This is a genomic window from Nonomuraea roseoviolacea subsp. carminata (assembly GCF_024172185.1).
Taxonomy (GTDB): Bacteria; Actinomycetota; Actinomycetes; order Streptosporangiales; family Streptosporangiaceae; genus Nonomuraea; species Nonomuraea roseoviolacea.
Window position 1 is genome coordinate 4502930 of record NZ_JAMZEC010000001.1, and the last position, 22617, is coordinate 4525546.

Annotated in this window: 20 protein-coding genes; 12 read left to right on the plus strand and 8 right to left on the minus strand. The window is 71.0% G+C overall.

Features of this window, described 5'->3' with window-relative positions; translation table 11 throughout:
• Positions 1-28 precede the first annotated feature (28 nt).
• The 4 genes from HD595_RS21080 to HD595_RS21095 all read right to left on the minus strand — a co-directional run bounded on the left by HD595_RS21080 (position 29) and on the right by HD595_RS21095 (position 3510).
• Positions 29-1201, minus strand: a complete 1173-nt coding sequence (locus HD595_RS21080; protein WP_253771551.1) for a sensor histidine kinase — start codon at positions 1199-1201, stop codon at positions 29-31.
• A gap of 145 nt (positions 1202-1346) precedes the next feature.
• Entirely contained in the window at positions 1347-1931 is a 585-nt protein-coding gene (locus HD595_RS21085) for a hypothetical protein (RefSeq protein WP_253771553.1), read from the minus strand.
• 147 nt (positions 1932-2078) lie between these two features.
• Positions 2079-2633, minus strand: a complete 555-nt coding sequence (locus tag HD595_RS21090) for a ferritin-like domain-containing protein (RefSeq protein WP_253771555.1) — start codon at positions 2631-2633, stop codon at positions 2079-2081.
• 67 nt (positions 2634-2700) lie between these two features.
• Complete coding sequence (locus HD595_RS21095; RefSeq protein ID WP_253771557.1) at positions 2701-3510, minus strand: alpha/beta fold hydrolase; 810 nt, start codon at positions 3508-3510, stop codon at positions 2701-2703.
• Between the two features lie 586 nt (positions 3511-4096).
• On the opposite strand from HD595_RS21095, the gene HD595_RS21100 reads away from it, so the two are divergent.
• The 3 genes from HD595_RS21100 (at position 4097) to HD595_RS21110 (ending at position 7559) form a co-directional block, all read left to right on the plus strand.
• The gene (locus tag HD595_RS21100; RefSeq protein ID WP_253771559.1) at positions 4097-6022 is read left to right on the plus strand and encodes an ABC transporter ATP-binding protein; all 1926 of its coding nucleotides are present in this window, start codon (positions 4097-4099) and stop codon (positions 6020-6022) included.
• Positions 6023-6093: 71 nt separating this feature from the next.
• Positions 6094-6909 carry a polyphosphate kinase 2 gene (gene ppk2, locus HD595_RS21105; RefSeq protein WP_253771561.1) on the plus strand — a complete coding sequence of 272 codons (816 nt, stop codon included), beginning with the start codon at positions 6094-6096 and terminating at the stop codon, positions 6907-6909.
• Complete coding sequence (locus HD595_RS21110; protein ID WP_253771563.1) at positions 6906-7559, plus strand: dienelactone hydrolase family protein; 654 nt, start codon at positions 6906-6908, stop codon at positions 7557-7559. The genes ppk2 and HD595_RS21110 overlap by 4 nt, the downstream gene beginning before the upstream one ends.
• A gap of 7 nt (positions 7560-7566) precedes the next feature.
• Here the strand turns inward: HD595_RS21110 and HD595_RS21115 are convergent, their stop codons facing one another.
• Both HD595_RS21115 and HD595_RS21120 read right to left on the minus strand, forming a co-directional pair.
• Positions 7567-8223, minus strand: coding sequence for a YoaK family protein (locus HD595_RS21115; RefSeq protein WP_253771565.1), 657 nt, complete (start codon positions 8221-8223; stop codon positions 7567-7569).
• A 56-nt stretch (positions 8224-8279) separates the two neighbouring features.
• Positions 8280-8942: an HAD family hydrolase gene (locus HD595_RS21120; protein WP_253771567.1), complete on the minus strand. Its 663-nt coding sequence runs from the start codon at positions 8940-8942 to the stop codon at positions 8280-8282.
• Positions 8943-9075: 133 nt separating this feature from the next.
• Between HD595_RS21120 and HD595_RS21125 the strand changes: the two genes are divergently transcribed.
• From HD595_RS21125 to HD595_RS21165, 9 genes are all read left to right on the plus strand, one after another.
• Positions 9076-10260, plus strand: a complete 1185-nt coding sequence (locus tag HD595_RS21125; RefSeq protein WP_253771569.1) for an ROK family transcriptional regulator — start codon at positions 9076-9078, stop codon at positions 10258-10260.
• Positions 10251-11045, plus strand: a complete 795-nt coding sequence (locus tag HD595_RS21130) for an ABC transporter permease (RefSeq protein WP_253771570.1) — start codon at positions 10251-10253, stop codon at positions 11043-11045. The genes HD595_RS21125 and HD595_RS21130 overlap by 10 nt, the downstream gene beginning before the upstream one ends.
• Complete coding sequence (locus HD595_RS21135) at positions 11042-11824, plus strand: ABC transporter ATP-binding protein (RefSeq protein ID WP_253771572.1); 783 nt, start codon at positions 11042-11044, stop codon at positions 11822-11824. The genes HD595_RS21130 and HD595_RS21135 overlap by 4 nt, the downstream gene beginning before the upstream one ends.
• Positions 11821-12813, plus strand: coding sequence for an aliphatic sulfonate ABC transporter substrate-binding protein (locus HD595_RS21140; RefSeq protein ID WP_253771574.1), 993 nt, complete (start codon positions 11821-11823; stop codon positions 12811-12813). The genes HD595_RS21135 and HD595_RS21140 overlap by 4 nt, the downstream gene beginning before the upstream one ends.
• Positions 12810-14279, plus strand: coding sequence for a sulfatase family protein (locus HD595_RS21145; RefSeq protein WP_308211201.1), 1470 nt, complete (start codon positions 12810-12812; stop codon positions 14277-14279). The genes HD595_RS21140 and HD595_RS21145 overlap by 4 nt, the downstream gene beginning before the upstream one ends.
• 5 nt (positions 14280-14284) lie before the next feature.
• The gene (locus HD595_RS21150) at positions 14285-15700 is read left to right on the plus strand and encodes a sulfatase family protein (protein WP_253771579.1); all 1416 of its coding nucleotides are present in this window, start codon (positions 14285-14287) and stop codon (positions 15698-15700) included.
• A gap of 1 nt (position 15701) precedes the next feature.
• Positions 15702-16619, plus strand: coding sequence for a formylglycine-generating enzyme family protein (locus HD595_RS21155; RefSeq protein WP_253771581.1), 918 nt, complete (start codon positions 15702-15704; stop codon positions 16617-16619).
• A 131-nt stretch (positions 16620-16750) separates the two neighbouring features.
• On the plus strand, positions 16751-18076 hold the full coding sequence (locus HD595_RS21160) for a family 43 glycosylhydrolase (protein ID WP_253771583.1): 1326 nt from the start codon (positions 16751-16753) through the stop codon (positions 18074-18076).
• Positions 18077-18184: 108 nt separating this feature from the next.
• Positions 18185-20692, plus strand: coding sequence for a polysaccharide lyase family 8 super-sandwich domain-containing protein (locus tag HD595_RS21165; protein WP_253781263.1), 2508 nt, complete (start codon positions 18185-18187; stop codon positions 20690-20692).
• Here HD595_RS21165 and HD595_RS21170 read toward each other — a convergent pair.
• Both HD595_RS21170 and HD595_RS21175 read right to left on the minus strand, forming a co-directional pair.
• Positions 20682-20966 (minus strand): hypothetical protein, encoded by a 285-nt coding sequence (locus HD595_RS21170; protein ID WP_253771585.1) that lies wholly within the window; start codon positions 20964-20966, stop codon positions 20682-20684. The two genes, HD595_RS21165 and HD595_RS21170, sit on opposite strands and share 11 nt — an antisense overlap.
• Positions 20967-21174: 208 nt before the next feature.
• Positions 21175-21768, minus strand: coding sequence for a hypothetical protein (locus HD595_RS21175; RefSeq protein ID WP_253771587.1), 594 nt, complete (start codon positions 21766-21768; stop codon positions 21175-21177).
• Positions 21769-22617 lie beyond the last annotated feature (849 nt).

Below are 22617 nucleotides of genomic sequence, written 5' to 3' on the forward strand. Positions count from 1 at the left end.
GTACTCTCTCCTGTGCCGTTTCCGTCGCTCACGAGCCCGCCACCGGAAGCCGTACCGACACCCGGTAGCCCGGCCCGTCCTGGCGGGGGCCGGCCGTGGCGACGCCGCCGCACGCGGCGGCGCGCTCGCGCATCCCGATCAGGCCGTTGCCGCCCGAGGGCAGCGCACGGCCCGCGCCCCGCCCGTCGTCGGTGATCTCGATCATGAGGCTGTCGTCCTCCCAGGTGAGCCGGATGTCGGCGTGGCGCGCGCCGGCGTGCTTGACGGTGTTGGTCAGGGCCTCCTGCGTGATCCGGTAGGCGGCCACCGCGGAGTCGGGCGTGAGCGGCCGCGGCTCTCCGGTCGCGGAGAAGGTCACGTCGAGGCCGGTGCCGGTGACCTGGCCGGCCAGCGCGGGCAGGTCGTCGACGGTCGGCTGCGGGACCCTGGGCGCCTCGCCGTCCTTCAGCACGCCGAGCATCCGCCTGAGCTGCGTCATCGCGTCGCGCCCGGCCGCGGCGATCGCGTCGAACGCGGCCTCGGCGCGCGCCGGGTTCGACCGCACCACCACGGGTCCGGCCTCGGCCTGCACCACCATGATGCTGACCGCGTGGGCGAGGATGTCGTGCATGTCGCGGGCGATGCGGGCCCGCTCCCGCTCGGCGGCTCGTTCGGCCTCCACCTGGCGTTCCCTCTCCAGTCGGGCGGCCCGCTCCTCCAGGGCCGCGGCGTGCGCGCGGGACGTGGCGGTCGCCCGGCCGACCGCGTACGCGGCGACGAACACGATGACGCCGCGCAGCGCGGTCTCCGTCGAGCCGACCACCAGCAGGCCGCCGACGAGCGTCACGACCAGCATGACCAGCCGCTTCCAGCGGGGCGAACAGACGGCGACGGTGTAGAAGGCGACGGTCGCGCCGTACCAGATGGGCTGCCGGGCGACGTCGTCGGCCAGGTCGTACAGGCCGCCGACGCACAGGCTCGTGATCAGGGCCGCCACGGGCGCCCGCCGCCGCCACACCAGGGGCAGCGAGGCGCCGGCCGCGACCGCGTACCCCCACCAGTCCCACGCGCGCCCGGTCGAGCTGTGGCCGGTCAGCAGCGGCCAGAGCTGCGCCAGCAGGATCACCGCGGTCAGCGCGGCGTCGACCCACAGGTGGGGCAGCTCGTCCAGCCGCCGGCGGGCGGCCTCGACGAACGGCGGGTACGACGGTGGGGAGGTCACGGCGTCCCAGTGTGCCGCATGCCCGGCAGGTCGCCTCGCCCGGCCTTTCCCGCTGACGACCCGCCCGTTCTCGCTGACGACCCGCCCGTTCTCGCTGACGACCCGCCCGTTCTCACGGACGACCTGTTCGTTCTCGCGTACGGCCTCAGGCATGAGCGAGGGCGTGGCGCGGGGTCGCCGCGCCGCCGCGGGAGAGCTGCACGAACGAGACCAGCAGCAGGAGGGCGCCGACCGGGATCAGGTCGCGGTCGATGATCGGCAGCGTGAAGTCGAGGAACACGAGGACGGGCGTCCACACGCGCGCCTGCCGCCGCACGGCGAGCTGGGTGACGAGCACGAACTGCGCGACGTAGAACAGGAACGGCCCGGCGTCGTAGACGGCCAGCGACACTCCCGGCACGGCCTTGACCTGGTCGAACAGGGGTCCCATCGCCGCGTGGTCGGCGGCCATGAGGCCCACGACGATGTCGATGGCGAACTGGGCGAACGCGCAGGCGATGCCGGCCACGCCCGTCGCCACGGCGGCCGTGGCGAGCGCGTTCCGGTCCAGCCGCCGCCTCATCTCCCAAAATATCGGGACGAACAACACCAGGGCCGCCATGAAGGCCAGATGTCCGGTCGTCCAGGCCAGGCCGGGTCCCCTCTCGCCGTCGAACCCGTCGGCGATGCGGATCACCCCGTACGCGAGGATCAGCAGGGGGGCGGCGACGAAAGCGGTGCGGATGTTCACGGAGGACCTCCAAGGGGCGTTGCGCTTACCTCGGTAATCCTCTGATTTCGCTGGTCAGAGCGGATCGCCGCGACGAGCGATCCTCGATCTCCCTCTTGAGGGGGAGCCGCTCGCCCGCACGACCGGGGTGGGACGGGCGGCGGTCCGTCAGACGGGCGGCGCCGGCGGGTTCTGGGGGATGCGTTCGAGCAGGCTCTGCATGTCGTCGGCGTGCTCCTCCTCCTTGGCGAGCAGCTCCTCGAACACCCGCCGCGTCGTGATGTCGCGCTCGCCCAGCCATTGGATGATCTCGGTGTACGTGGCGACGGCGACCCGCTCGGCCACGAGGTCTTCCTTGATCATGTCGATGAGGCCGCGGCTGGCGTCGTACTGGGAGTGGGCGCGCGCGGTGAGCGTGTCGGGATTGAAGTCGGGCTCGCCGCCGAGCTGGACGATCCGGGCCGCGAGCTTGTCCGCGTGCTCCTGCTCCTCGCCCGCGTGCTCCAGGAACTCCTGCGCGACGGACTCCGACTGGATCCCGGAGGCGGTGTAGTAGTGGCGCTTGTAGCGCAGCACGCACACCAGCTCGGTGGCCAGGGCCTCGTTGCACACCTGGATCACGCGCTCCAGGTCGGCGCCGTACGCGTCGGTGATGGGACCCTTGTCGATCTCGGCGCGGGCCCGTTCGCGGATGGTGGTGATGTCGGTCAGGAACTCAGCCATGGGCTCCCTATGCCCACACGACGGGTGAAGACTCTCCCGGCCGCAGGTCGGAGGGGATGCGGCCGAGTCAGCGGAAGAACTCCGTGAGAACGGGGGCCAGGGCAGCCGGCTTGACCTGGTGGGTCTGCCCCTCCAGGGTGCGGTGGCGGGCCGCGGGCAGCGTCTCGGCCAGCGCCCGGGCGGCGTCGCGGATCCAGGCCGGGCTCTTGCCGCCGTCGACCACCAGCGTGGGCACGGTGACGCCCGCCCAGGATCCCGCCGGCAGCGGCTCGCCCCGCTCGTACGCCGTGACGAACGCGGCGTCGTACGCCAGCGTGTGGGCCACGGCCTTCAGTCGCGACCAGGCCGGCATGAACCGCATCATCGCCACCATGACGGCCGGCAGCCCGACGCCCGCGCGCATGAAGTACCGGATGGCCTCGGAGCGGCGGCCGGCGGCGACGAGGTCCCGCAGGTGCTGCTCGTAGTCGGCCGGGATCGGCGGCCGCGAGCTGTCTACGATGAACGGCGGCTCGTACACCGCGAGCTTCGCCACCGGCACGCCGGCATCGACGGCGGCCAGGGCCAGGGCCGCTCCGGAGGAGATGCCGTACAGGCGCACGTCGCCGCCCGCCTCCTCCACCAGTGCGGCCAGGTCGTCGATCTCGCGTCGCGGGTCGATCGGCGAGCCGGCGGCCGGGGGAGTGTCGCCGCTGTCGCCGCGTCCGCGGCGGTCGTAGGTGTAGACGGTGAAGTCGCGGGCGAGCGCTTCGGCCAGCGCGGGGTTGGGGCCGAAGGCGCGGTGGCACATCGCCCCGTCCACGAGCACGACGGGCGGGCCCTGGCCGACGCGGGTGTAGGCGATCGCGGTGCCGTCACTGGAAACGACCTTGTTCATGAGTACCTCCTCAGGTGAGTCTGAGCGTTTCACCGACAAAAAGATTTGTCAAGGCGCGAGCTGGGAGAGGGGCCGTGCGGCCGGGCGCGGAGCGGTGCGGGCTGGGGGCTTCGGGCGAGTGGCGGCGAACGCGGGCGAGGAGACGCGTCCGGCGGGTGTGGCACGTTCGGCGAGGGGACGCGGGAGGCGCTCTCGCGCACATGTCCGGCCGTTCCCTGGAGAGGGCTCCGCGCCGATACCCGCGCGGCCACGTATAACGAACACCATTGGCGCGCAAAAACATTCTGCAAGTGGCGCCTAATCGCCTCGCCGGAGGGCCGGCGGAGGCGCGAAACCCCAGGTGGCCACGGGTGTCCCGGCTAAACCGAGGTCGAAGCATGGAATGGCGCCCGGATCTTTGCTGGCGATTTACCGCCCTTAAGCAACCGGCTCTTTGACCGGGCCTCCCGGTCAAGTCTGATTTGCTCTCCACGATAAGTGGTGATTTATCGGCTTATGGGTGGTACGGTCCGGTTTGACAGTGAAAGTCCGACTCGGGGGAGGGGACTATGGGTACCACAAATGGATTCCGGCAGGGCTGGGGGCCGTGCTGGAGGCGTCGCCGCTGCGGTTGGGGCGGCGGCTGTGGATGGCGCCGGCGCTGGGGCGGCGGCTGCGGCTGGGGAGGCTGCGGCGGCGGCGGCTGGGGCGGCGGCGGAGGATGGTGGTGGTAAATCCACCTCGGAGCCGGCGGGTCTCCCGCCGGCTCTCCTTCTCGCCCGGGGGCCGCACGGACCGTCCCACGCTCGCGCCGGCGGTGACCATCCGCCGGACGTTCCGCGAGTTCTGGCCGGGAACGCGGGGACTGCGCCGGCTCTTCGTCGCCGGCACGGTCCTCGCCATCTTGGCGGCGGTCTGCGAGGTCGCCGCCATCGCGCTGTTCGGCCACATCACCGACAAGGTGCTCACCACCCGTGTGCTGTCCGCCTTCTGGGCGCCGGCGCTCGCCTGGCTGGCCCTCGCGGTGGTGGCCGGCGTCATGTCGTTCGGCGGGTCGTACGTCACCGCGCTCGGCGCCGAACGCTTCCTGCTGAGCCTGCGCGACCGGGTGTTCGCCCACGTGCAGACCCTGTCACCGGACTTCTTCGAGAACCGGCGCCTCGGCGACCTGATGGCCCGGCTCACCGACGACATCGAGGCCATCGAGCAGCTCGTCGGCTCCGGCCTGGTCAAGGTGTTCACCACGGTCGTCAGCGTGGTCTTCTTCGCCGGCGCGGCCTTCTTCATCCGATGGGACCTCGCGCTCGTCACCCTGGCGCTGGTCCCCGCGTTCCTGCTGGTGTCGAAGGTGTTCGCCGCACGGTTCCGCGTGGCCGCCGCCAACGAGCGGCTCAGCAACGGCGCCATGAACAGCGTCATCGAGGAGAGCCTGGCCAACCAGGCGCTCGTCCAGGCGTACAACCGGCAGACCACCGAGTCGCGCCGGCTGCACCGCGAGGGCCGCGGCTGGCTGCGCGCCAACATGTGGCAGGCCCGGCTGTCCGGCCTGTACGGGCCGATGGTGCAGGTCCTGCAGACCATCTGCATGGTCGTCATCCTCGGCGTCGGCGCCTGGGAGATCGCCGAGGGCCGGCTGACGATCGGCGGGCTGCTCGCCTTCGCCGCGTACCTGGGGCTGCTCTACCCGGCCGTGCAGAGCCTGGGGGAGATCGCCCTGACCGTGTCCGAGGCGGCGGCCGGATCCGACCGCGTCATGGAGATCCTGGACACCCGGTCCGGCGTGAACGACCGCGCCACCGCCCTCACCCTGGTGTCGCGCAGCCACGGACGGATCGAGTTCGAGGACGTCGGCTTCACCTACCCGGGCCGCCACCGGCCGACGCTGCGGCACCTGTCGCTCACCGCCGAGCCGGGCGAGCTGATCGTGTGCACCGGGCCCAGCGGAGCCGGCAAGTCCACGCTCGCCAAGCTGCTGCTGCGGTTCTACGACCCCGACCAGGGCCGGATCCTCCTCGACGGCGTCGACCTGCGCGACCTGACCCGGGCCTCCCTGCGCGAGGCCATCACGATCCTGCACCAGGAGAGCATGCTGTTCTCCGGCAGCGTGCGGGAGAACATCGCCTACGGCCGTCCCGGCGCCACGTTCGACGAGGTGGTCAAGGCCGCCGTCCTCGCCGGGGCGCACGACTTCATCACCGCGTTGCCCCGCGGGTACGACACGCCGGTCGGACAGCGCGGCCGGCAGCTCTCCGGCGGCCAGCGGCAGCGCATCGCCATCGCCCGCGCCCTCGTGCGCGACGCGCCCGTGCTCGTGCTCGACGAGCCGATGACCGGGCTCGACGAGGTCACGGCCGCCCGCATCATGGAGCCGCTGCGCCGGCTCATGACCGGGCGCACCACGATCCTCATCACGCACGACCTGCGGCACGTGCCGGAGGGCGCCCGCACGATCGTGCTCGAACCGCTGCGCTCCCAGGCCCGGATCCGGCTCAAGCGCCTCGGGGCCCGGCTCACGGCCGGCGCCGGCGTCTGACGCGTCACGGTCCCGCCGCATCACCCGGGTGCGGCGGGGCACGTGAGAGGTGAGGCGGGCAGGTGGTACGGATGGCGAAGACGGCCGGGAAGCTGAGACGGAAGCCGTACGAGAAGGAGCTCCTCCGGCTGCAGGGCGAGCTCGTCAAGCTCCAGGAGTGGGTGCGCGACGAGGGCCGGCGGGTCGTCGTCGTCTTCGAGGGACGCGACGCCGCCGGCAAGGGCGGCACGATCAAGCGCGTCGCCGAGTACCTCAATCCCCGCGTCGCGCGCATCGTCGCCCTGCCCGCGCCCACCGAGCGCGAGCGGACGCAGTGGTACTTCCAGCGCTACGTCGAGCACCTGCCCGCCGCCGGGCAGATCGTCCTGTTCGACCGGAGCTGGTACAACCGGGCCGGCGTCGAACGGGTCATGGGCTTCTGCACGCAGGAGGAGTACACCCGCTTCCTCCACCAGTGCCCCATCTTCGAGCGGCTGCTGGTGGAGGACGGCGTCCTGCTGCGCAAGTACTGGTTCTCGGTCAGCGACGCCGAGCAGGAGCGCCGCTTCCGCGACCGGCTGGAGGACCCGATGCGGCGCTGGAAGCTGTCGGAGATGGACCTCCAGTCGTTCATCCGCTGGGAGGAGTACTCCCGGGCCAAGGACGAGATGCTCGTCCACACCCACATCCCGGAGGCGCCCTGGCACGAGGTGGAGAGCGACGACAAGCGCCGGGCCCGGATCAACATGATCTCCCACCTGCTGTCGTCGATCCCGTACCGGGAGGTGGACAGGCCGTCGCTGGACCTCCCGGCCCGGCCACCGGAGTCGGGGTACCGGCGGATGGCCCGCATGGACATCGCCGTACCGGACGCGGCCTCCGGCCTGCCCGTCAAGGGCCCGACGTGAACGAGGCGCTCCGCGTGCCCGTGGGCGGCGGGGTCAGGCTGGACGCGGACCTCGCCCTTCCGCCCGGCCCGGCGGGCCGCCCCAGGGGGCTGGTGCTGTTCGCCCACGGCAGCGGCAGCGGCCGCCACAGCCCGCGCAACCGGCACGTCGCCGAGCGGCTTCAGGCGGCGGGCCTGGCCACCCTGCTCGCCGACCTCCTCACGCTGGAGGAGGAGCGGGCGGACACGGTGACGCGCGAGCTGCGGTTCGACATCGGCCTGCTGGCGCGCCGGCTGGAGGCGCTGAGCGACTGGGCGCAGACGGACGCCCGTACCGAGGGACTGCCGACCGGGCTCTTCGGCGCCAGCACGGGCGCGGCGGCGGCCCTCGTGACCGCCGTGTCCCTGCCGGACCGGGTGCACGCGGTGGTCTCGCGCGGCGGCCGGCCCGACCTCGCGGGCGACCGCCTCGGGCGCGTCCGCCAGCCCACCCTGCTGATCGTCGGCGGGGCCGACCCGCTGGTCCTCGACCTCAACCGGCAGGCGATGGAACGGCTGGCGGGGCAGAAGCGGCTGGAGGTCGTGCCGGGGGCGACGCACCTGTTCGAGGAGCCCGGCGCCCTGGACGAGGTCGCCCGCCTCGCGACGGCGTGGTTCACCACGTACCTGTAGACGTGTTCTAGGAGTGACGCCGGGACAGGTAGGCGTACGCGCCGCCCGCGACGCCCTGGATCCCGACGGCCACCGCCAGCGTGACGCCCGCTCCCCAGCGCAGGATCAGCCACGCGCCGCCGCCCGCGCCCGCCAGCAGCAGGAGGACGGCGCCGAGCCGCCGCCCCCAGCCGGCCCCGTCGCCCCCGGCCAGCGCGGAGTGCGCGCCGAGCGCGGCCAGCGTGCTGGTGATCACGGTGGTGGTGAGGTCCGACACCCCGGCGAGCCGGATGCTCGCCGTGCGCAGCCCCATCGCCAGCCCCAGCAGGCAGATCACCGCGAACCGCCGCCCGGACGTGAGCCCGGCGAACGCCACGACGGTGGCCGCCACCAGCAGCACGGACTCCACGACCAGCGCCAGCAGCGGCCAGCGCGGCACGGCCCGGGCCAGCCGGCCGGACACCACCGTCCCGCCGACGAACCCCGCCAGCGCCACCAGGCAGCCCGGCGTGGAGAAGTCCGGCGAACCCCCGAGGGCCAGGCCGAGGACGACGACGTTGCCCGTCATGTTGGCCACGAACACGTGCCCGAGGCCCAGGTAGGAGACGGCGTCCAGCATGCCGCTCACCAGCGTCAACGACAGCGGCAGCACCGCCCGCCCGGCCCGCGACTCCACCCGCCTCACCCCCGCCCCTCACGGTACGGAGGGAAGCCTCCACATACGTGGACCCGGCGCCGGTGTCACGGCCCGGTGATGACGCCCACAGCTCCCTCGACGTCAGCGACCACATGGCCGGGCGCCGCCAAGCCGGGGGGCCATGCCTGAACCCCCCGATCGATCCACACGACCCGCAGCCCGGCAGTCCGTCCCCCCTCGACGTCGTTGACCGGATCGTCCCCCACGACCCACCGCTCACCTCCCCCGACTCCTAGACCGGCGCCGCACCGCTCGGCCGCGATCTCGAACAACCGGGGGTCCGGCTTGCGCACCCCCTCGGCCCCGGAGATCGCCCACCCGTCCACCCGCTCGGCCAGCCCGGACCGCCGGATCTTCCCGAGCTGGTTGTCCTCCATCCCGTTGGTCACGATCCCGATCCGCCACCCGGCGTCCCGCAGGCCCTCCAGCGCCCGCAGCACCGGCTCCCGGCACACCACGAGCCGCGGCATCCCGGCCCGGTACGCCGCCCACAGCTCCTCGACGGGCTCCGCCAGCGAGAACCGTTCCCGCACCCGGGCGAAGAAGACGTCCATCGGCAGGCTGCCGTCACCGTCCAGCCGCACCATCCACTCGGCGGCCCCGTCGTCCAGCCCCCGCCGCTCGGCGAACTCCCCGACCCAGCGCCGGAAGGCGTCCAGCCGATCGACGAGCGTGTTGTCCAGGTCGAAAAGCACCAGCCGCTGCATGATCATCACCTTAGAGGGGTTCATGGCGGAGCGTTCCCGCTGATCGGAGACTTCCGTCAAGGATCTGGCGGATTCCTCGATTCTTTCTGCCGGAAGGTTGACGTAAAAAAGGGACGAAGCTTACGTTTCCTGCGTGTCAACGACGCCCAACGGAGTGCACGCGCTCGTCCGCCGCTCCCACGAGGAGCGAGTGCTGCGCGTACTGCGCCAGCACGGCGCACAGAGCCGCAACGAGATCGCGGCGCGGGTCGGCCTGTCCCGGACCACGGTCTCCGAGATCACCGGTGACCTGCTCGGCCGCGGCGTGATCCGGGTCGTCGACACCGACGCGGTCGCACGCGTGGGCAGCGGCCGGCCGGCCGAGCGGCTCGCGCTGGACCCGGCCTCCGGGCAGTACATGGGCGTCGACTTCGGCCATCGCCGCGTGAACGTCCTGGTGGCCGACGCGGCGCACGACATCATCGCGTCCGGGACGTCGCGCTACGAGGAGTCGGCGCAGTGGCCCGAGCGCCTCGACGCCGGGCTGGCCCTGATCGAGCGGCTCAGCACCGACACCGGCGTCCACTACGGCGCGCTCCAGGCCATCGGGGTCGGTGTGCCCGGCTGGGGCGACCGCTCGCGCGCCGACGGCGTGGCGGAGGTGTTCGCCGAGCGGTTCCACGCCGCGGTGATCGTGGACAACAACGTCCGCTTCGCCGGGCTGGCCGAGGCGTTGCACGCCCAGTCCGACTCCGTGCGCGACCTCATCTACCTGCGCCTGTCCGACGGCGTGGGCGGCGGGCTGGTGGTCGGTGGCCAGCTCGCGCGCGGCTCCAAGGGGTACGCGGGCGAGCTCGGCCACGTGACCGCCGTCCCGGGCGGCGACCAGTGCCGGTGCGGCAAGCGCGGCTGCGTCGAGACCGTGGCGTCGGTCCCGGCCATCCTCGGGCGGTGCCGGCGGCTCGGCGTGCCCATGGACTCCCTCGACGAGCTCAAGGCCGCCGTGGACATCGCGCACCCGGTCGTCGACGAGGTGCTCCGTGAGGCGGGCACGGCGGTCGGCCGGATGCTCGGCACCGCCGCCATGACGCTCAACCCGAGCGAGATCGTGCTCGGCGGCGACATCGTCGAGATCGCCCCCGCCCTGATCCGGCAGGTCAGGTCGACGGTCACCTACGAGCTGTCGTGGCTGACCGACGCGGCGCCGGTGATCAGACCGGCCCTGCTCTCGGACGAGAGCGGGGCGCTCGGGGCCATCGCGGCCCTTTTCCACGAATCCCCCCTGCTCGCCGGATACGAGGCGAACGTCACGACGGACGGAGGCCGACAGTGGCCGTGATCAATGCGGACGCCACCAGAGCCGCGACGCCCCGGACGCGCAAGAGCCGGACCTTCCTGGTGCTCAACACCGTCTCGGTGGTGGCCGGGGTGACGATCTGGTGGGGGCTGTCCCTGGCGGGGCTCCAGTTCCCGTCCCCGGCCGAGGTCGTCGCGGCCGGCTGGACGATGATCCAGGACGGCACGCTGGTCACCGACGTCGGCGCCTCCCTCGGGCGCGTGCTGGCCGGGTTCGTCCTCGGCTCGGTGGCCGCCGTCCTGGTCGGCTTCGTCATGGGGTGGTACACGGTCGCCCGCGGCCTGTTCGAGCCGTGGATCCAGTTCTTCCGCACCATCCCGCCGCTGGCGATGCTGCCCCTGGTGCTGGTCCTGATGGGCATCGGGGAAAGCCCGAAGATCTTCGTCATCTTCCTGGCGGCGTTCCTGGCCTGCGTCATCTCGACGTACCAGGGCGTGGTGAGCGTGGACAGGACGCTCATCAACGCCGGCCGGGTGCTCGGAGCCGGGGACGGAACGATCTTCGCCCGCGTCGTGGTGCCGGCCTCGACGCCGTTCATCCTCGTCGGCATGCGGGTCGGGCTCGGCTCGGCGTGGGGGACGCTGGTGGCCGCCGAGCTGCTGGCCGCCCAGGCGGGGCTCGGGCACCGGATGCAGAGCGCGCAGCTCTACTACGACCTGCCGACCATCTTCGTCGGCATCATCACGATCGGGGTCCTCGGCCTGATCATGGACCGGCTGCTCATGCTCGCCGGCGGCAAGCTGACGGCCTGGCAGGAGAACCGATGAGCACTCCCAAGATCTCCGTACGCGACGTCGAGAAGATCTTCCCCGTCGGGAACGAGGAGTTCGTCGCCCTGGGCGGCGTCTCGCTCGACATCGCCGACAACGAGTTCGTGACCGTCGTCGGCCCCTCCGGCTGCGGCAAGAGCACGCTGCTCAACATCCTGGCCGGACTGGAGAAGCCCACCGGCGGCACCGCGCTGGTGGACGGGAAGCCGGTCTCCGGCCCGGGCCCGGAGCGCGGCGTCATCTTCCAGCAGTACGCCCTGTTCCCGTGGCTGACCGTCCGCGAGAACGTCGAGTTCGGCATGCGCACCGCGAAGGTTCCCGGCGACGAGCGGCGGCGGGCCGAGCACTTCATCCGCCTGGTCGGCCTGGAGCAGTTCGCCGACGCGCTGCCCAAGACGCTCTCGGGAGGCATGAAGCAGCGCTGCGCGATCGCCCGCGCGTACGCGGTGAACCCGTCGATCCTGCTCATGGACGAACCCTTCGGCGCGCTGGACGCGCTGACCCGGGTGCGGCTCCAGGAGCAGCTCCTGGAGACCTGGAGCAAGGACCGGCGCACGGTCATGTTCATCACCCACGACGTCGACGAGGCGGTGTTCCTCGCCAACCGGGTGGTCGTCATGGGCGCCCGCCCCGGCCGGATCGTCGAGGTCATCGACGTCGACCTCTCCTATCCACGCGACGAGGACATGAGGCTGAGCCCCGAGTTCGGGGCGCTGCGCAACCGCGTCTGGCATTCCGTGTACCACCAGCGGCAGATCAAGGAGCCCGCGCAATGAGAAAGACCTTCGCCGCCGTCTCGGTCGCCGTCATGGCGCTGTCGGCGACCGCCTGCTCGTCGGACGGTTCCGGCGGCGCGGACGGCGCCGCCCATGTGGACTTCGGCTACATCGCCGACTTCAACGGCGCCAGCCTGCTCGCCGTCGCCGTCGCCGACGCCCAGGGCCTGTGGAAGAAGCACGGGATCGACGTCAAGACCAGCGTCTTCACCAACGGCCCGCTGCAGATCCAGGCGTTGGGCACCGGCGATCTCGACTTTGGCTACATCGGCCCCGGCGCCATGTGGCTGCCCGCCACCGGCAAGGCCAAGGTCGTCGCGATGAACACGCTCGGCAACGCCGACCGCGTCATCGCGCAGGCCGGTACGACGAGCATGGCCGCCCTGAAGGGCAAGACCATCGGCGTGCCCGAGGGCACCTCTGGCGACATGATCCTCACCCTCGCGCTGCGCAAGGCCGGGATGACCAAGGACGACGTCAAGATCGTCCCCATGGACGCGTCCACGATCGTGTCGGCGTTCACGTCCAAGCAGATCGACGCGGCGGGCTTCTGGTACCCGGCCGTCGGCACCATCAAGAAGACCGTCCCGGACCTGGTCGAGCTGGCCAGGAACGAGGACTTCGCCGACACGGTGTCGTTCCCGACCGCGTTCGTCGCCGGCAACGACGTCGTCACGAAGGATCGCGCCAAGGCCGAGAAGGTCGTCGCCGTGCTCCGCGACGCCATCCAGTACCGCAGCGACCACCTCGACGAGACGATCGCCGCCACCGCCAAGATGCTCAAGCAGCCGCCCGAGCAGGTGAAGGCCGACGCCGCCAACTCCAAGGTGCTGTCGCTGTCCGAGCTGGACGGCTACACCAAGGACGGAACCATCGACAAGTGGCTGAAGGGCATGAACGACTACTTCACCGGCGCCGGCAAGCTCACGGGGGCCGTCGACCCGAAGACCTACTACACCGGCGATCTGTTCACGGGCGCCGCCAAGTGAACATCCTCTTCCTGATGACCGACCAGCACCGGGCCGACACCCTGGGCGCCTACGGGAACCGGCTGGCCGCCACCCCGGTCCTCGACGAGCTGGCCCGGACCGGGACCCGCTTCGACCGCTGGTACACCCCCACGGCGATCTGCACGCCGGCGCGGGCGAGCCTGCTCACCGGGCAGGCGCCGTTCCGGCACAAGCTGCTCGCCAACCACGAGCGCAATGTCGGCTACCTGGAGGATCTGCCCGACGACCAGTGGAGCTTCTCCGGAGCGCTGCGCGACGCCGGCTACAACTGCGGGCTCATCGGCAAGTGGCACGTCGGTCACCACCGGCGGGCGGCCGACTTCGGGTTCGACGGGCCCGACCTGCCGGGCTGGCACAACCCCGTCGACCATCCCGACTACCTCGACTACCTGGCGGCCAACGGCCTGCCGCCGTACGAGATCCACGACCACATCCGCGGGACACTGCCCAACGGCGGACCGGGCAACCTCCTCGCCGCGCGGCTGCGCCAGCCGGTCGAGGCGACGTTCGAGCACTACCTGGCGACACGGGCGATCGAGATGCTCGAACGGTACGCGGCCGCGCCCGAGCCGTTCTTCCTGCAGCTCAACCTCTTCGGCCCGCACCTGCCGTACATCGTGCCGGACGAGTATTTCGACATGTTCGACCCCGAACTGGTCGAACTACCCAAGTCGATCGCGGAGACCTTCGCGGGCAAGCCGCCGGTGCAGGCCAACTACAGCGCGCACTGGACCTTCGACACCATGCCGCTGGAGGTGACGCGCAAGCTCATCGCCGTCTACTGGGGCTACGTCGCGCTCATCGACGCCCAGATCGGGCGGGTCATGGACGCCATGCGGCGCCTCGGCCTGGCCGACGACACGGCCGTGTTCTTCACCTGCGACCACGGCGAGTTCACCGGCGCCCATCGCCTGCACGACAAGGGCCCGGCGATGTACGAGGACATCTACCGTACGCCCGGCATCCTGCGCGTCCCGGGCCAGCAGCCCGGCCTCGTCCGCACGGAGTTCGTCAGCCTGCTCGACTGCACGGCCACCATCCTCGAACTCGCCGGGATCGACCCCGCGCCCGCCGTCGACTCGCGCAGCCTCGTGCCGCTCGCGTCCGCCGGCGAGGTGGCGTGGGAGCAGGACATCGTCTGCGAGTTCCACGGCCACCACTTCCCGTACCCGCAGCGCATGATCCGGACCGACCGCTACAAGCTGGTCGTCAACCCGGACTCCACGAACGAGCTGTACGACCTGTTCACCGACCCCGACGAGCTGCTCAACGTCTACGGCCATCCGGAGATGGAGGCGGTGCGCGGGCGGCTCATGCGGCGGCTGTACCAGGTGCTGCGCGACCGGGGCGACAACTTCTACCACTGGATGACGTCGATGTACGACGTCGGGGACGTCTCCTACGACCCGACGATGAGCGGGCTCGACGAGGCCACCTATCGGTGACGCCGATGAGACGCCCCAACATCGTCATGATCCTCACCGACGACCACGCCGCGCACGCCGTCGGCGCGTACGGGTCGGTGGTGAACCGGACGCCGCGGATCGACGAGATCGCGGCGCTCGGCGCCCGGTTCGACAACTGCTTCGCGACCAACGCGCTGTGCTCGCCGAGCCGGGCCAGCATCCTGACCGGCACGTACTCGCACGTCAACGGGGTCACGACGCTGGTCACACCGATCGACGCCGCGCAGCCGACGTTCGTGAGCCGGCTCAAGGCCGCCGGCTACCGCACCGCCGTCGTCGGCAAGTGGCACATGGGCGACGGCCCAGGTCATGACCCGCAGGGGTTCGACTACTGGGACGTGCTGATCGAGCAGGGGGAGTACGTCGACCCCTCGTTCCTGTCCGAGGACGGCCTGCGCACCGTCCCCGGCTACGCCACCGACCTCATCACGGACATGGCGCTGGCCTGGGCGGACGGGCTCGACGGCGACGACCCGTGGTGCCTGCTGATCTACCACAAGGCGCCGCACCGCCCGTGGGAGCCCGACGAGAAGCACGCCGGGACGTACACCGACCCCATCCCGGTGCCCGCCACGTTCACCGACGACCACGCGACGCGCTCCTCGTCGGCCCGTCGCGCGGCGATGCGGATCGCCGAGCACCTGAACGCCGAGGACCTCAAGCAGGACCCGCCCGAGGGGCTGTCCCCCGAGGAGACGGCGCTGTGGAAGTACCAGAGGTACATGGAGGACTACCTGGCCGTCGTCGCGTCGGTCGACGACAACGTGGGCCGGGTCGTCGACTGGCTCCGCGCGCGCGGGGACTTCGCCGACACGCTCCTGATGTACTGCTCCGACCAGGGTTTCTTCCTGGGAGACCACGGCTGGTTCGACAAGCGTTTCATGTACGAGGAGTCGCTGCGGATGCCGCTCGTGCTGAGCTACCCGCGGCGGATCCCGGCGGGCCAGGTCCACACCGGGATCGTCACCAACGTGGACTTCGCCCAGACCGTGCTGGACGCGGCGGGGGTGCCGCACCACCCGCGGATGCAGGGCCGCAGCTTCCTGGCCGACCTGACCGGCGAACCGGGCCCGCCGCCCGCGGAGGGGATGTACTACCGCTACTGGGAGCACGACGACGTCTTCCACAAGGCGCCGGCCCACTACGGCTACCGGACCTCCCGCTACAAGATCATCTATTTCTACAACGACGGCATGGGCCTTCCCGGCACGGGCCCGTTCACCTACAGCGGCGAATGGGAGCTGTACGACCTGGAGACGGACCCGGACGAGCTGCGCAACGTCTATCACGACCCGGCGTACCGCGCGGTCCGCGAGGAGATGAAGGTGCGCATGTACCGCGCCCAGGTGGCCCTCGGCGACGAGCCGCATCACGGCCAGCCGCTGCCCGAAGGGATCTGAGGTGTCGGGAAGCTGCTGCACACCCGCGACGCCGGGCCCGCCCAGGGAGCCGGCCGCGCGATTCGCGGCGCGGGGCCGGCACGGCATCGAGCAGGTCCGGCTGCCCGGCGGCGCGTTCATGATGGGCGACGCCACCGGCGACGGCAACCCGGGCGACGGGGAGACACCCGTCCACCGGGTCACGGTGTCGCCGTTCTCCATCGACGCCACCGCCGTGACCACGGCCGACTTCGCGGCCTTCGCCGAGGCGACCGGATATCGGACCGAGGCGGAGGAGTACGGCTTCTCCGCCGTGTTCCACCTGGCCCTGCGCGCCCGCCCCGGCGACGTGATGGGCCCCGTGCCCGGCACCCCGTGGTGGGTCGGCGTGCGCGGCGCCGACTGGCGGCACCCCGGCGGCGCCCTGTCGTCGGCGGAGCCCGACCATCCCGTGGTCCACGTGAGCTGGAACGACGCCGTCGCGTACTGCTCGTGGGCGGGCCGGCGCCTTCCCACGGAAGCCGAATGGGAGTACGCCAGCAGGGGCGGCCTCGACGGCGCCCGCTACCCCTGGGGCGACGACCTGCCCGAGGACGAGTGGCGGGTGAACATCTGGCAGGGGGTCTTCCCCACGGAGAACACCATGGCCGACGGCCACCTGACCACCGCTCCGGTCCGCGCGTACGCGCCCAACGCGTACGGGCTCTGGCAGACGGTGGGGAACGTGTGGGAGTGGTGCGCGGACTGGTACGCGCCCGACTACTACGCCTACGCGCCGCCCGCCGACCCGAGCGGCCCGCTTCGCGGCACGGCGCGGGTGCTGCGCGGGGGTTCGTTCCTGTGCCATGACTCCTACTGCAACCGCTACCGCAATTCGGCGCGGTCGGCGAACACCCCGGATTCGTCGATGGCGAATGCCGGATTCCGCACCGTTTCCTGACAGCGTCATTGACTTAAGCGAAGGCGTTTCGAGAATCGTTTTGCCGTCTATTCAGTGACGAAATCTTTGTCACTAGCGTTTCCTTGCGCGCGGGGCACCGGCGTCCCGCGCGGTAGTGGAGGAGATGACCGATGAGGAACATCGACCGGCGATCCTTGCTGGCGGGCGCCGCCGGCATCCTGGGGGCGGCGGCGCTGCCCGCCGCGACGGCGCAGGCCGCACCGGCGTCATCGGTGGCCGGCGCCGCGCGGCGGTACCCGTCGAACTGGCCGGCCCTGGAGCCCTACGGCCTCGCGGACACCCGGCTGGACCTGTGGCCGCGCGAGGACAACTCCTTCGTGCTCCCGCTCGAACTGCGTCCCCGCGACGAGGAACGCGGCCAGGTCTGGATGCGCGACACCTATGTCAACTGCTTCGTCGTCGAGGGCCGTCCGCTGTACGTCGCCACGGGCACCACCCGGGTGCCCGGGCTCGAAGCGGCCGCCCCCTGGAACGACGGCATCTTCGTGTGGACCTCGTCGTCCCTGCGGGGACCGTGGAAGCTGGCCGACACCACCGGCGTCCGGCCCGGCGCCGAGCGCGGCAAGGTGTGGTCGCCCGAGTTCGTGGGGGAGAACCGCCCCGGGCGCACGGTTGTGGCCCCGTGGCAGGAGTACTGGTACGACGCCCAGTTCGGCAAGCGCGGCCAGGCATGGGCCCCGGAACTCCACTACTTCCGCGACACGTGGTACATCGTCGCGTGCATGGGCGACCACTCCCGGAAGGTCGGCTCGTTCATGCTCGTGAGCGAGGGCGGGATCGAGGGCCCGTACCGGCTGGTCGAGGGCAACCACGACAAGCCCTTCGGTGACCCTCTCGTCGGCGGGCCGAAATTCATCGAGCCGGGCGCCTATCACCACATTGACGGCGGCCTTTACACCGAGGGCGACGACGCGTGGCTCGTGCTGCACAACAACTTCTACGCGAAGTTCCGGGACGACATGGAGGACATCGTCCCGACCACGAACCTCCCGCAGTTCCAGCAGACGCCCTACTCGCCCGAGCCGTATCTTGAGGGCGCCTACGTGTTCAAGCACGGCGGCAGGTACTACCTCCTCCACGCCGCGTGGAACCGGATGTCGACGAACCCCGACGGCGGCACCCGGTACGCCTACGACCCGCCTGGCCCCGGCCGCGCGCAGTACCAGTACGACGCGATCGTCGCCGTGTCGGACCGTTTCGAGGGACCGTACTCGCAGCGGTGGACCGCTGGGGTCGGCGCCGGCCACAACAACGTCTTCGTGGACCACGGCGGGCACGTGTGGGCGACGTTCTTCCGCAACCCGAACTTCGGCTACTGGGCCGACCCGTCGCGCGTGGCCGACGCGGCCGTGCCGGGCGTCGTGCGGATGGAATGGACCGGCCCGGAAGGCGACCGCCTGTACGTCCAGCGCCGGAAGCCGAGTCACGGAGGTTGACCCGGCCGTAACCGGAGTCAGGGAGGTTGACTTAACGGCCCGGACAAAATAGATCATGTAGGGCCAGCCCGGCATACCCTCTACGGCCTGGAGCCCGCAGTGCCGCACATGTCCCGCCGCCAGGTTCTCTCCCTGCTCCCCGCCGCCGGCCTGCTCGCCGCGGCCGCCCCCGCCCACGCGCGTACATCGACCGGCATCGACCACGCCCGCCTGATCGCCAACACCGTCGCGATGCTCGCCGGAACCCCCGACGTCAACGCCCGCCCCGAGGTCGCCCCCAAGCTCGCCGCGATCACCGGCGCCGCCCGGCAGAGGCTGGCCGCCATGGACAAGGCGGGCGACGGCGAGCTGTTCGCCGGCCTGCGGCTCGGCACCGACGACGTCAACCTGCGGCTGGCCTTCCAGTACCTGTACGAGATCGCCCTCGCCACCCGCACGCCGGGCGGTCCGCTCCTCGACGACGCGACCGCCCAGCGGCGGGTCCTCGACGGCCTGGTGTGGCTGCACGAGCGCTACTACGGCGACCAGACGAAGGGCTACTACGGCAACTGGCACAACTGGGAGATCGGCATCCCCACCCACGTGAGCAGGACCCTGGCCCTGCTCGTCGACAGGGTGCGGGCCGAACGTCCCGGCCTGACCGCGACCTACATCGCCTCCATGGACGCCTACCTGCGCAGCGGCAAGAACGGCGACGTCGACCTCGACTCCCGCTTCCACACCGGGGCGAACCTGGCCGACATCACCGCCAACCGCATCCTCCAGGGCGCCCTGACCGGCGACGACGCCCGCGTCGGCAAGGCCATCTCCGACCAGGCGACCGTCTTCGCCACCATCGACCCGTACGACCTCCAGCACGGCAACACCGACGGCTACTACCGCGACGGCTCCTTCATCCAGCACCACTCGGTGGCCTACACCGGCTCGTACGGCAAGGCCCTGCTGACCCGCGTCGTCCAGACCCTCAAGACGCTGGAGGGGGCGACGAGCACCTCGGCGGACCTGCCCGGCGTGGTCCACCGCTGGATAGCCGACGGCTTCGCGCCCCTGATCTTCGAGGGCTGGCTGATGGAGATCGTCAAGGGGCGGTCGGTCTCGCGCACCGGCACCGGGTACGCCGACGTCGGGGCGGTGGTGGAGGCCGTCGCCGACCTCACCGAGCACGTCGAGGACCCGCTGCCGCTGAAGAAGTACGTCAAGTTCCTGCCCGCCGCCGACACGACCGCCTTCGTCTCGCCGGTCAGCATCGCCCGGTACGCGGCCATCCGCGCCGACGTGTCAGTCCCGGCCGCCGACCTGAACCCGCCGGAGCGGTGCGTCGCGTTCAACGCCATGGACCGCACCGTCCACCGGCGTCCCGGCTACGCCTTCGCCCTGGCCCGCAACTCCGAGCGGATCAGCAAGTACGAGTACATGAGCGGCGAGAACCTCATGCCCTGGTTCCAGGGCGAGGGCGCCTTCCACCTCTATCTCGCGGGCGAGGACCAGCGCGAGGTCTTCGGCGTCGACCACTACACGACCGTCTCGCCGTACCGGCTGCCCGGGATCACCGCGCCGGTGGAGGAGCGGCGCACCATCCCCGAGCTGTACGGCGGCCGGCTCTGGTACGAGAACCCGGGCCACCCGCTCAACTTCACGTCCTCGTCGGAGTCGCAGAACACCTACGTGTACTTCCCGCGCGCCGGCAACGCCTTCTCCGGCGGCGCCACGCTCGGCGCGTACGGGGTGGCCGGCATGGTGCAGTCCGACGACGTCGCGTACACCGCCAAGCAGGCCGGCATCCTGCCCGACGACTTCGTCGTCTACCAGAACGCCCGCGCGACCAAGTCGTGGTTCATGCTGGACGACGAGATCGTGGTGCTGGCGGCGGGCGTCTCCGGCCAGAGCGGCCGTGACGCGGTGACCACCGTGGACAGCCGCATCGCCGCCCCCACGGACGCGGTCGCGCTGACCGGGGAGAGCTGGGACGGCAAGACGTGGCAGGCGGGCGACACCAGACCGCCCCGCTGGCTCCGGTACGCCAACGACACCCGCCGCACCGCGATCGGCTACGCCTTCCTCACCCGGCAGCCCGTGACGGCCGGGCTGGAGACGGTGACCCGCAGCCGCCGAGTCGTCCGCACGTCCAACCCCGACACGGCGGTGACCAAGGACGTCTTCACCGCGACCGTCACCCACCCGGCGTCCGGCGCGCTTCCCTCGTTCGCCTACGCCCTGGTGCCGAACGCGACGGAGGCCGCCCTGCGCCGCTACCCGCGCGGCCCGCTGACCGTCCTCGCCAACAGCCGCGACGTGCAGGCGATCAGGCACGAGGGGCTCGGGATCGTCGCCGCGAACGTCTTCACCGACGGCCCGCGCCTGGCCGGCCGGCTGCTCGTCGAGGGCCCGGCCTCGGTGATGGTGCGTTCGGGCGACGGGCGCACGGTGGTCGCGCTGTCCGACCCGACGACGAAGCAGGACCGGGTGTCCGTCGTCCTGCCGGGTGCGCGGCTCCGCCAGGTGTCGGCCGACGAGGGGGTGACGGTCCGGCGGGTGCCCGGCGGCACGCTGGTGCAGGCGACGACACGGCACGCCTACGGCCGCACCTTCACCGCCACGCTCCGCCTCAACGGGTGACGCGCAGAGCCCATTCGACCGACTCCGGAGCCTGGACCCGCACGGTGAGGGTCTTCCGATGCCCGAGGTCGAGCCGGTTCATGATGGGGCTGATCAGGCCGTCGAGGCAGGTGAAGGGCATCTTCACGCCCGGCTCCAGCGAGATCTCGGCCGTGCCGTCGCCTCGGCAGTTGAACAGCACCCAGAGTGCGTCCTTGCCGGGCGGGACGTCCCCGACGACCATGGAACCCTTCGTGGGCCCCGCCTTGAGGACGGTCTTCGTGCCCGCGTCCATGCCGGGGAGACGGAGGGGCGTACGTTCAGCGGGTGGTGGCGTGCTCGCCACGGTCGCGGTGGGAGCCGGGCGCTCGGTGGGGACGGCCGACGTGGCAGCGCCTCGCCGCTCCTGATCTGCTGGACGCGGGGGCGTGCAGGCCACCGCCATGAGGACGAGAACACAGGAGATGAGCGAAGGCGCTGCCTGTCGGATTGTCATGTCGAGATCACCTTTGCTTGACGTACCAGCCGACGTGCCACGGCGTCCACGCGGTCACCCGCCTCTGCCCGCGCTGGCCGCAGACCTGGTAGATGCCGTTCGTCTTCTTGCGCCACACGCCGTACGTGGCGGTGGTCGTCTTCCGTGGCGGGGTTGGGACGGCGATGCTGTTGCCCAACGAGGCCGTGAGGCTCGCGGAGAGGTTGACGCCCGTGGCCACTTCGGCGCCCGCGATCAACCTGTCCACCTTCAGGCTGCCGGAGACGTTCCAGGCGATCGAGACGGTCCCGCTCACCGTGGCGGCGAAGGTCGACGTGGCGGTGCGTGATGTCGCGTTGTGATTGGACTGGGTCGGGCCGACCGCCTTGTGGCTGTTGCTGTAGGCGGAGACCCGATAAGTGGCGTCTCCCGGTCGGCATGACATCGCCATCGGGGGAGGGGCGGCCTTGGCGGGGAAGATTTCCGTCTCGTTGTCGTAACCGATGACGACTTCAGGATTGTCCGGAAGCGGTTGGGGATCGTCGGCGAAAGCCGGCGTCGCGCCCAGCATCGCGAGCGGCGTGACGAGAGCGACGGACGCGAGCGTGCGTTTCACGAGCATTGCGGGTAGGCTCCCTTTGCATCGCAGGATGCTCCACGGACGGGGATCGTTGGTCGCGGCACCCGTCCGTGCAGCTTACGGGCTTTTCCCGCCCCCTGGCGGGCGTTGCCAGTTACTCACGTCGGCAAACGGCGATCAACCTCTTGCGCTCCACCGGTTCGCGTGCTAGCGGCCTCAATGAAGCGGAATGTCTGTGACATTCGCCAGCTCGGCGGGGCGATTGACGACCGTTTGCAGTTCTATCAAGTAGTGCTTCTGCGGGGTTATGGGTGGACGTTTATCGGCTGGTCATAACAAACAACCGCAGTGCTGCCGGAATTAATAGGGAATAGCCTCCTTTGTCTTTTCCAGGCAGACGGTAGAGCGGGACGGTGTCCGTTATTGCGGGGTGCTCGTCGTCCTCTCCACTCTCGTGGCCGTTCCGGGCACCGCCCGCGCGGCCGTCCCGGCGGCCGAGCCGTCCGCCCCGATCCGATACGCCGCCACCGACGACTGCGACAAGGACCCGCGCAATGCGGAGCGGTGCGGTCCCTGGTGGTACCGGACGACCGACGGCAGGCGCCACCGGCTCGCGCTGAACGCCGACGGGCGCACCGTGGCGGTCCACCGTCGGGCCAGAAGGTCGAGCGCGACCCCGCGGAGGGCGGGATCGTGGAGGTCCGGCTCGATTGGACAGGCGACTCCGCCCTGCGGATGGTCAGGAAGGTCGGGTTTCGCCCGCCGGACACCCCCGAATCTGGAGTGTCATGCGTTGCGCCCCGAAAGTGATCCATTTGTCGGTCCGGGCCGCTAGCGTTCCCGCAACGTTGCGACGCAGGTCGTGGCGTTTCGGCATCCCCATGACCTCTG

What these genes read in the sequence shown, in the direction of transcription:
- HD595_RS21090 (WP_253771555.1), bottom strand. Translation starts at nt 2,633, where the DNA reads ATGGCTGAGTTCCTGACCGACATCACCACCATCCGCGAACGGGCCCGC.
- HD595_RS21095 (WP_253771557.1), bottom strand. Translation starts at nt 3,510, where the DNA reads ATGAACAAGGTCGTTTCCAGTGACGGCACCGCGATCGCCTACACCCGC.
- ppk2 (WP_253771561.1), top strand. Translation starts at nt 6,094, where the DNA reads ATGGCGAAGACGGCCGGGAAGCTGAGACGGAAGCCGTACGAGAAGGAG.
- HD595_RS21120 (WP_253771567.1), bottom strand. Translation starts at nt 8,942, where the DNA reads ATGCAGCGGCTGGTGCTTTTCGACCTGGACAACACGCTCGTCGATCGG.
- HD595_RS21135 (WP_253771572.1), top strand. Translation starts at nt 11,042, where the DNA reads ATGAGCACTCCCAAGATCTCCGTACGCGACGTCGAGAAGATCTTCCCC.
- HD595_RS21140 (WP_253771574.1), top strand. Translation starts at nt 11,821, where the DNA reads ATGAGAAAGACCTTCGCCGCCGTCTCGGTCGCCGTCATGGCGCTGTCG.
- HD595_RS21150 (WP_253771579.1), top strand. Translation starts at nt 14,285, where the DNA reads ATGAGACGCCCCAACATCGTCATGATCCTCACCGACGACCACGCCGCG.
- HD595_RS21160 (WP_253771583.1), top strand. Translation starts at nt 16,751, where the DNA reads ATGAGGAACATCGACCGGCGATCCTTGCTGGCGGGCGCCGCCGGCATC.
- HD595_RS21165 (WP_253781263.1), top strand. Translation starts at nt 18,185, where the DNA reads ATGTCCCGCCGCCAGGTTCTCTCCCTGCTCCCCGCCGCCGGCCTGCTC.
- HD595_RS21170 (WP_253771585.1), bottom strand. Translation starts at nt 20,966, where the DNA reads ATGGACGCGGGCACGAAGACCGTCCTCAAGGCGGGGCCCACGAAGGGT.
- HD595_RS21175 (WP_253771587.1), bottom strand. Translation starts at nt 21,768, where the DNA reads ATGCTCGTGAAACGCACGCTCGCGTCCGTCGCTCTCGTCACGCCGCTC.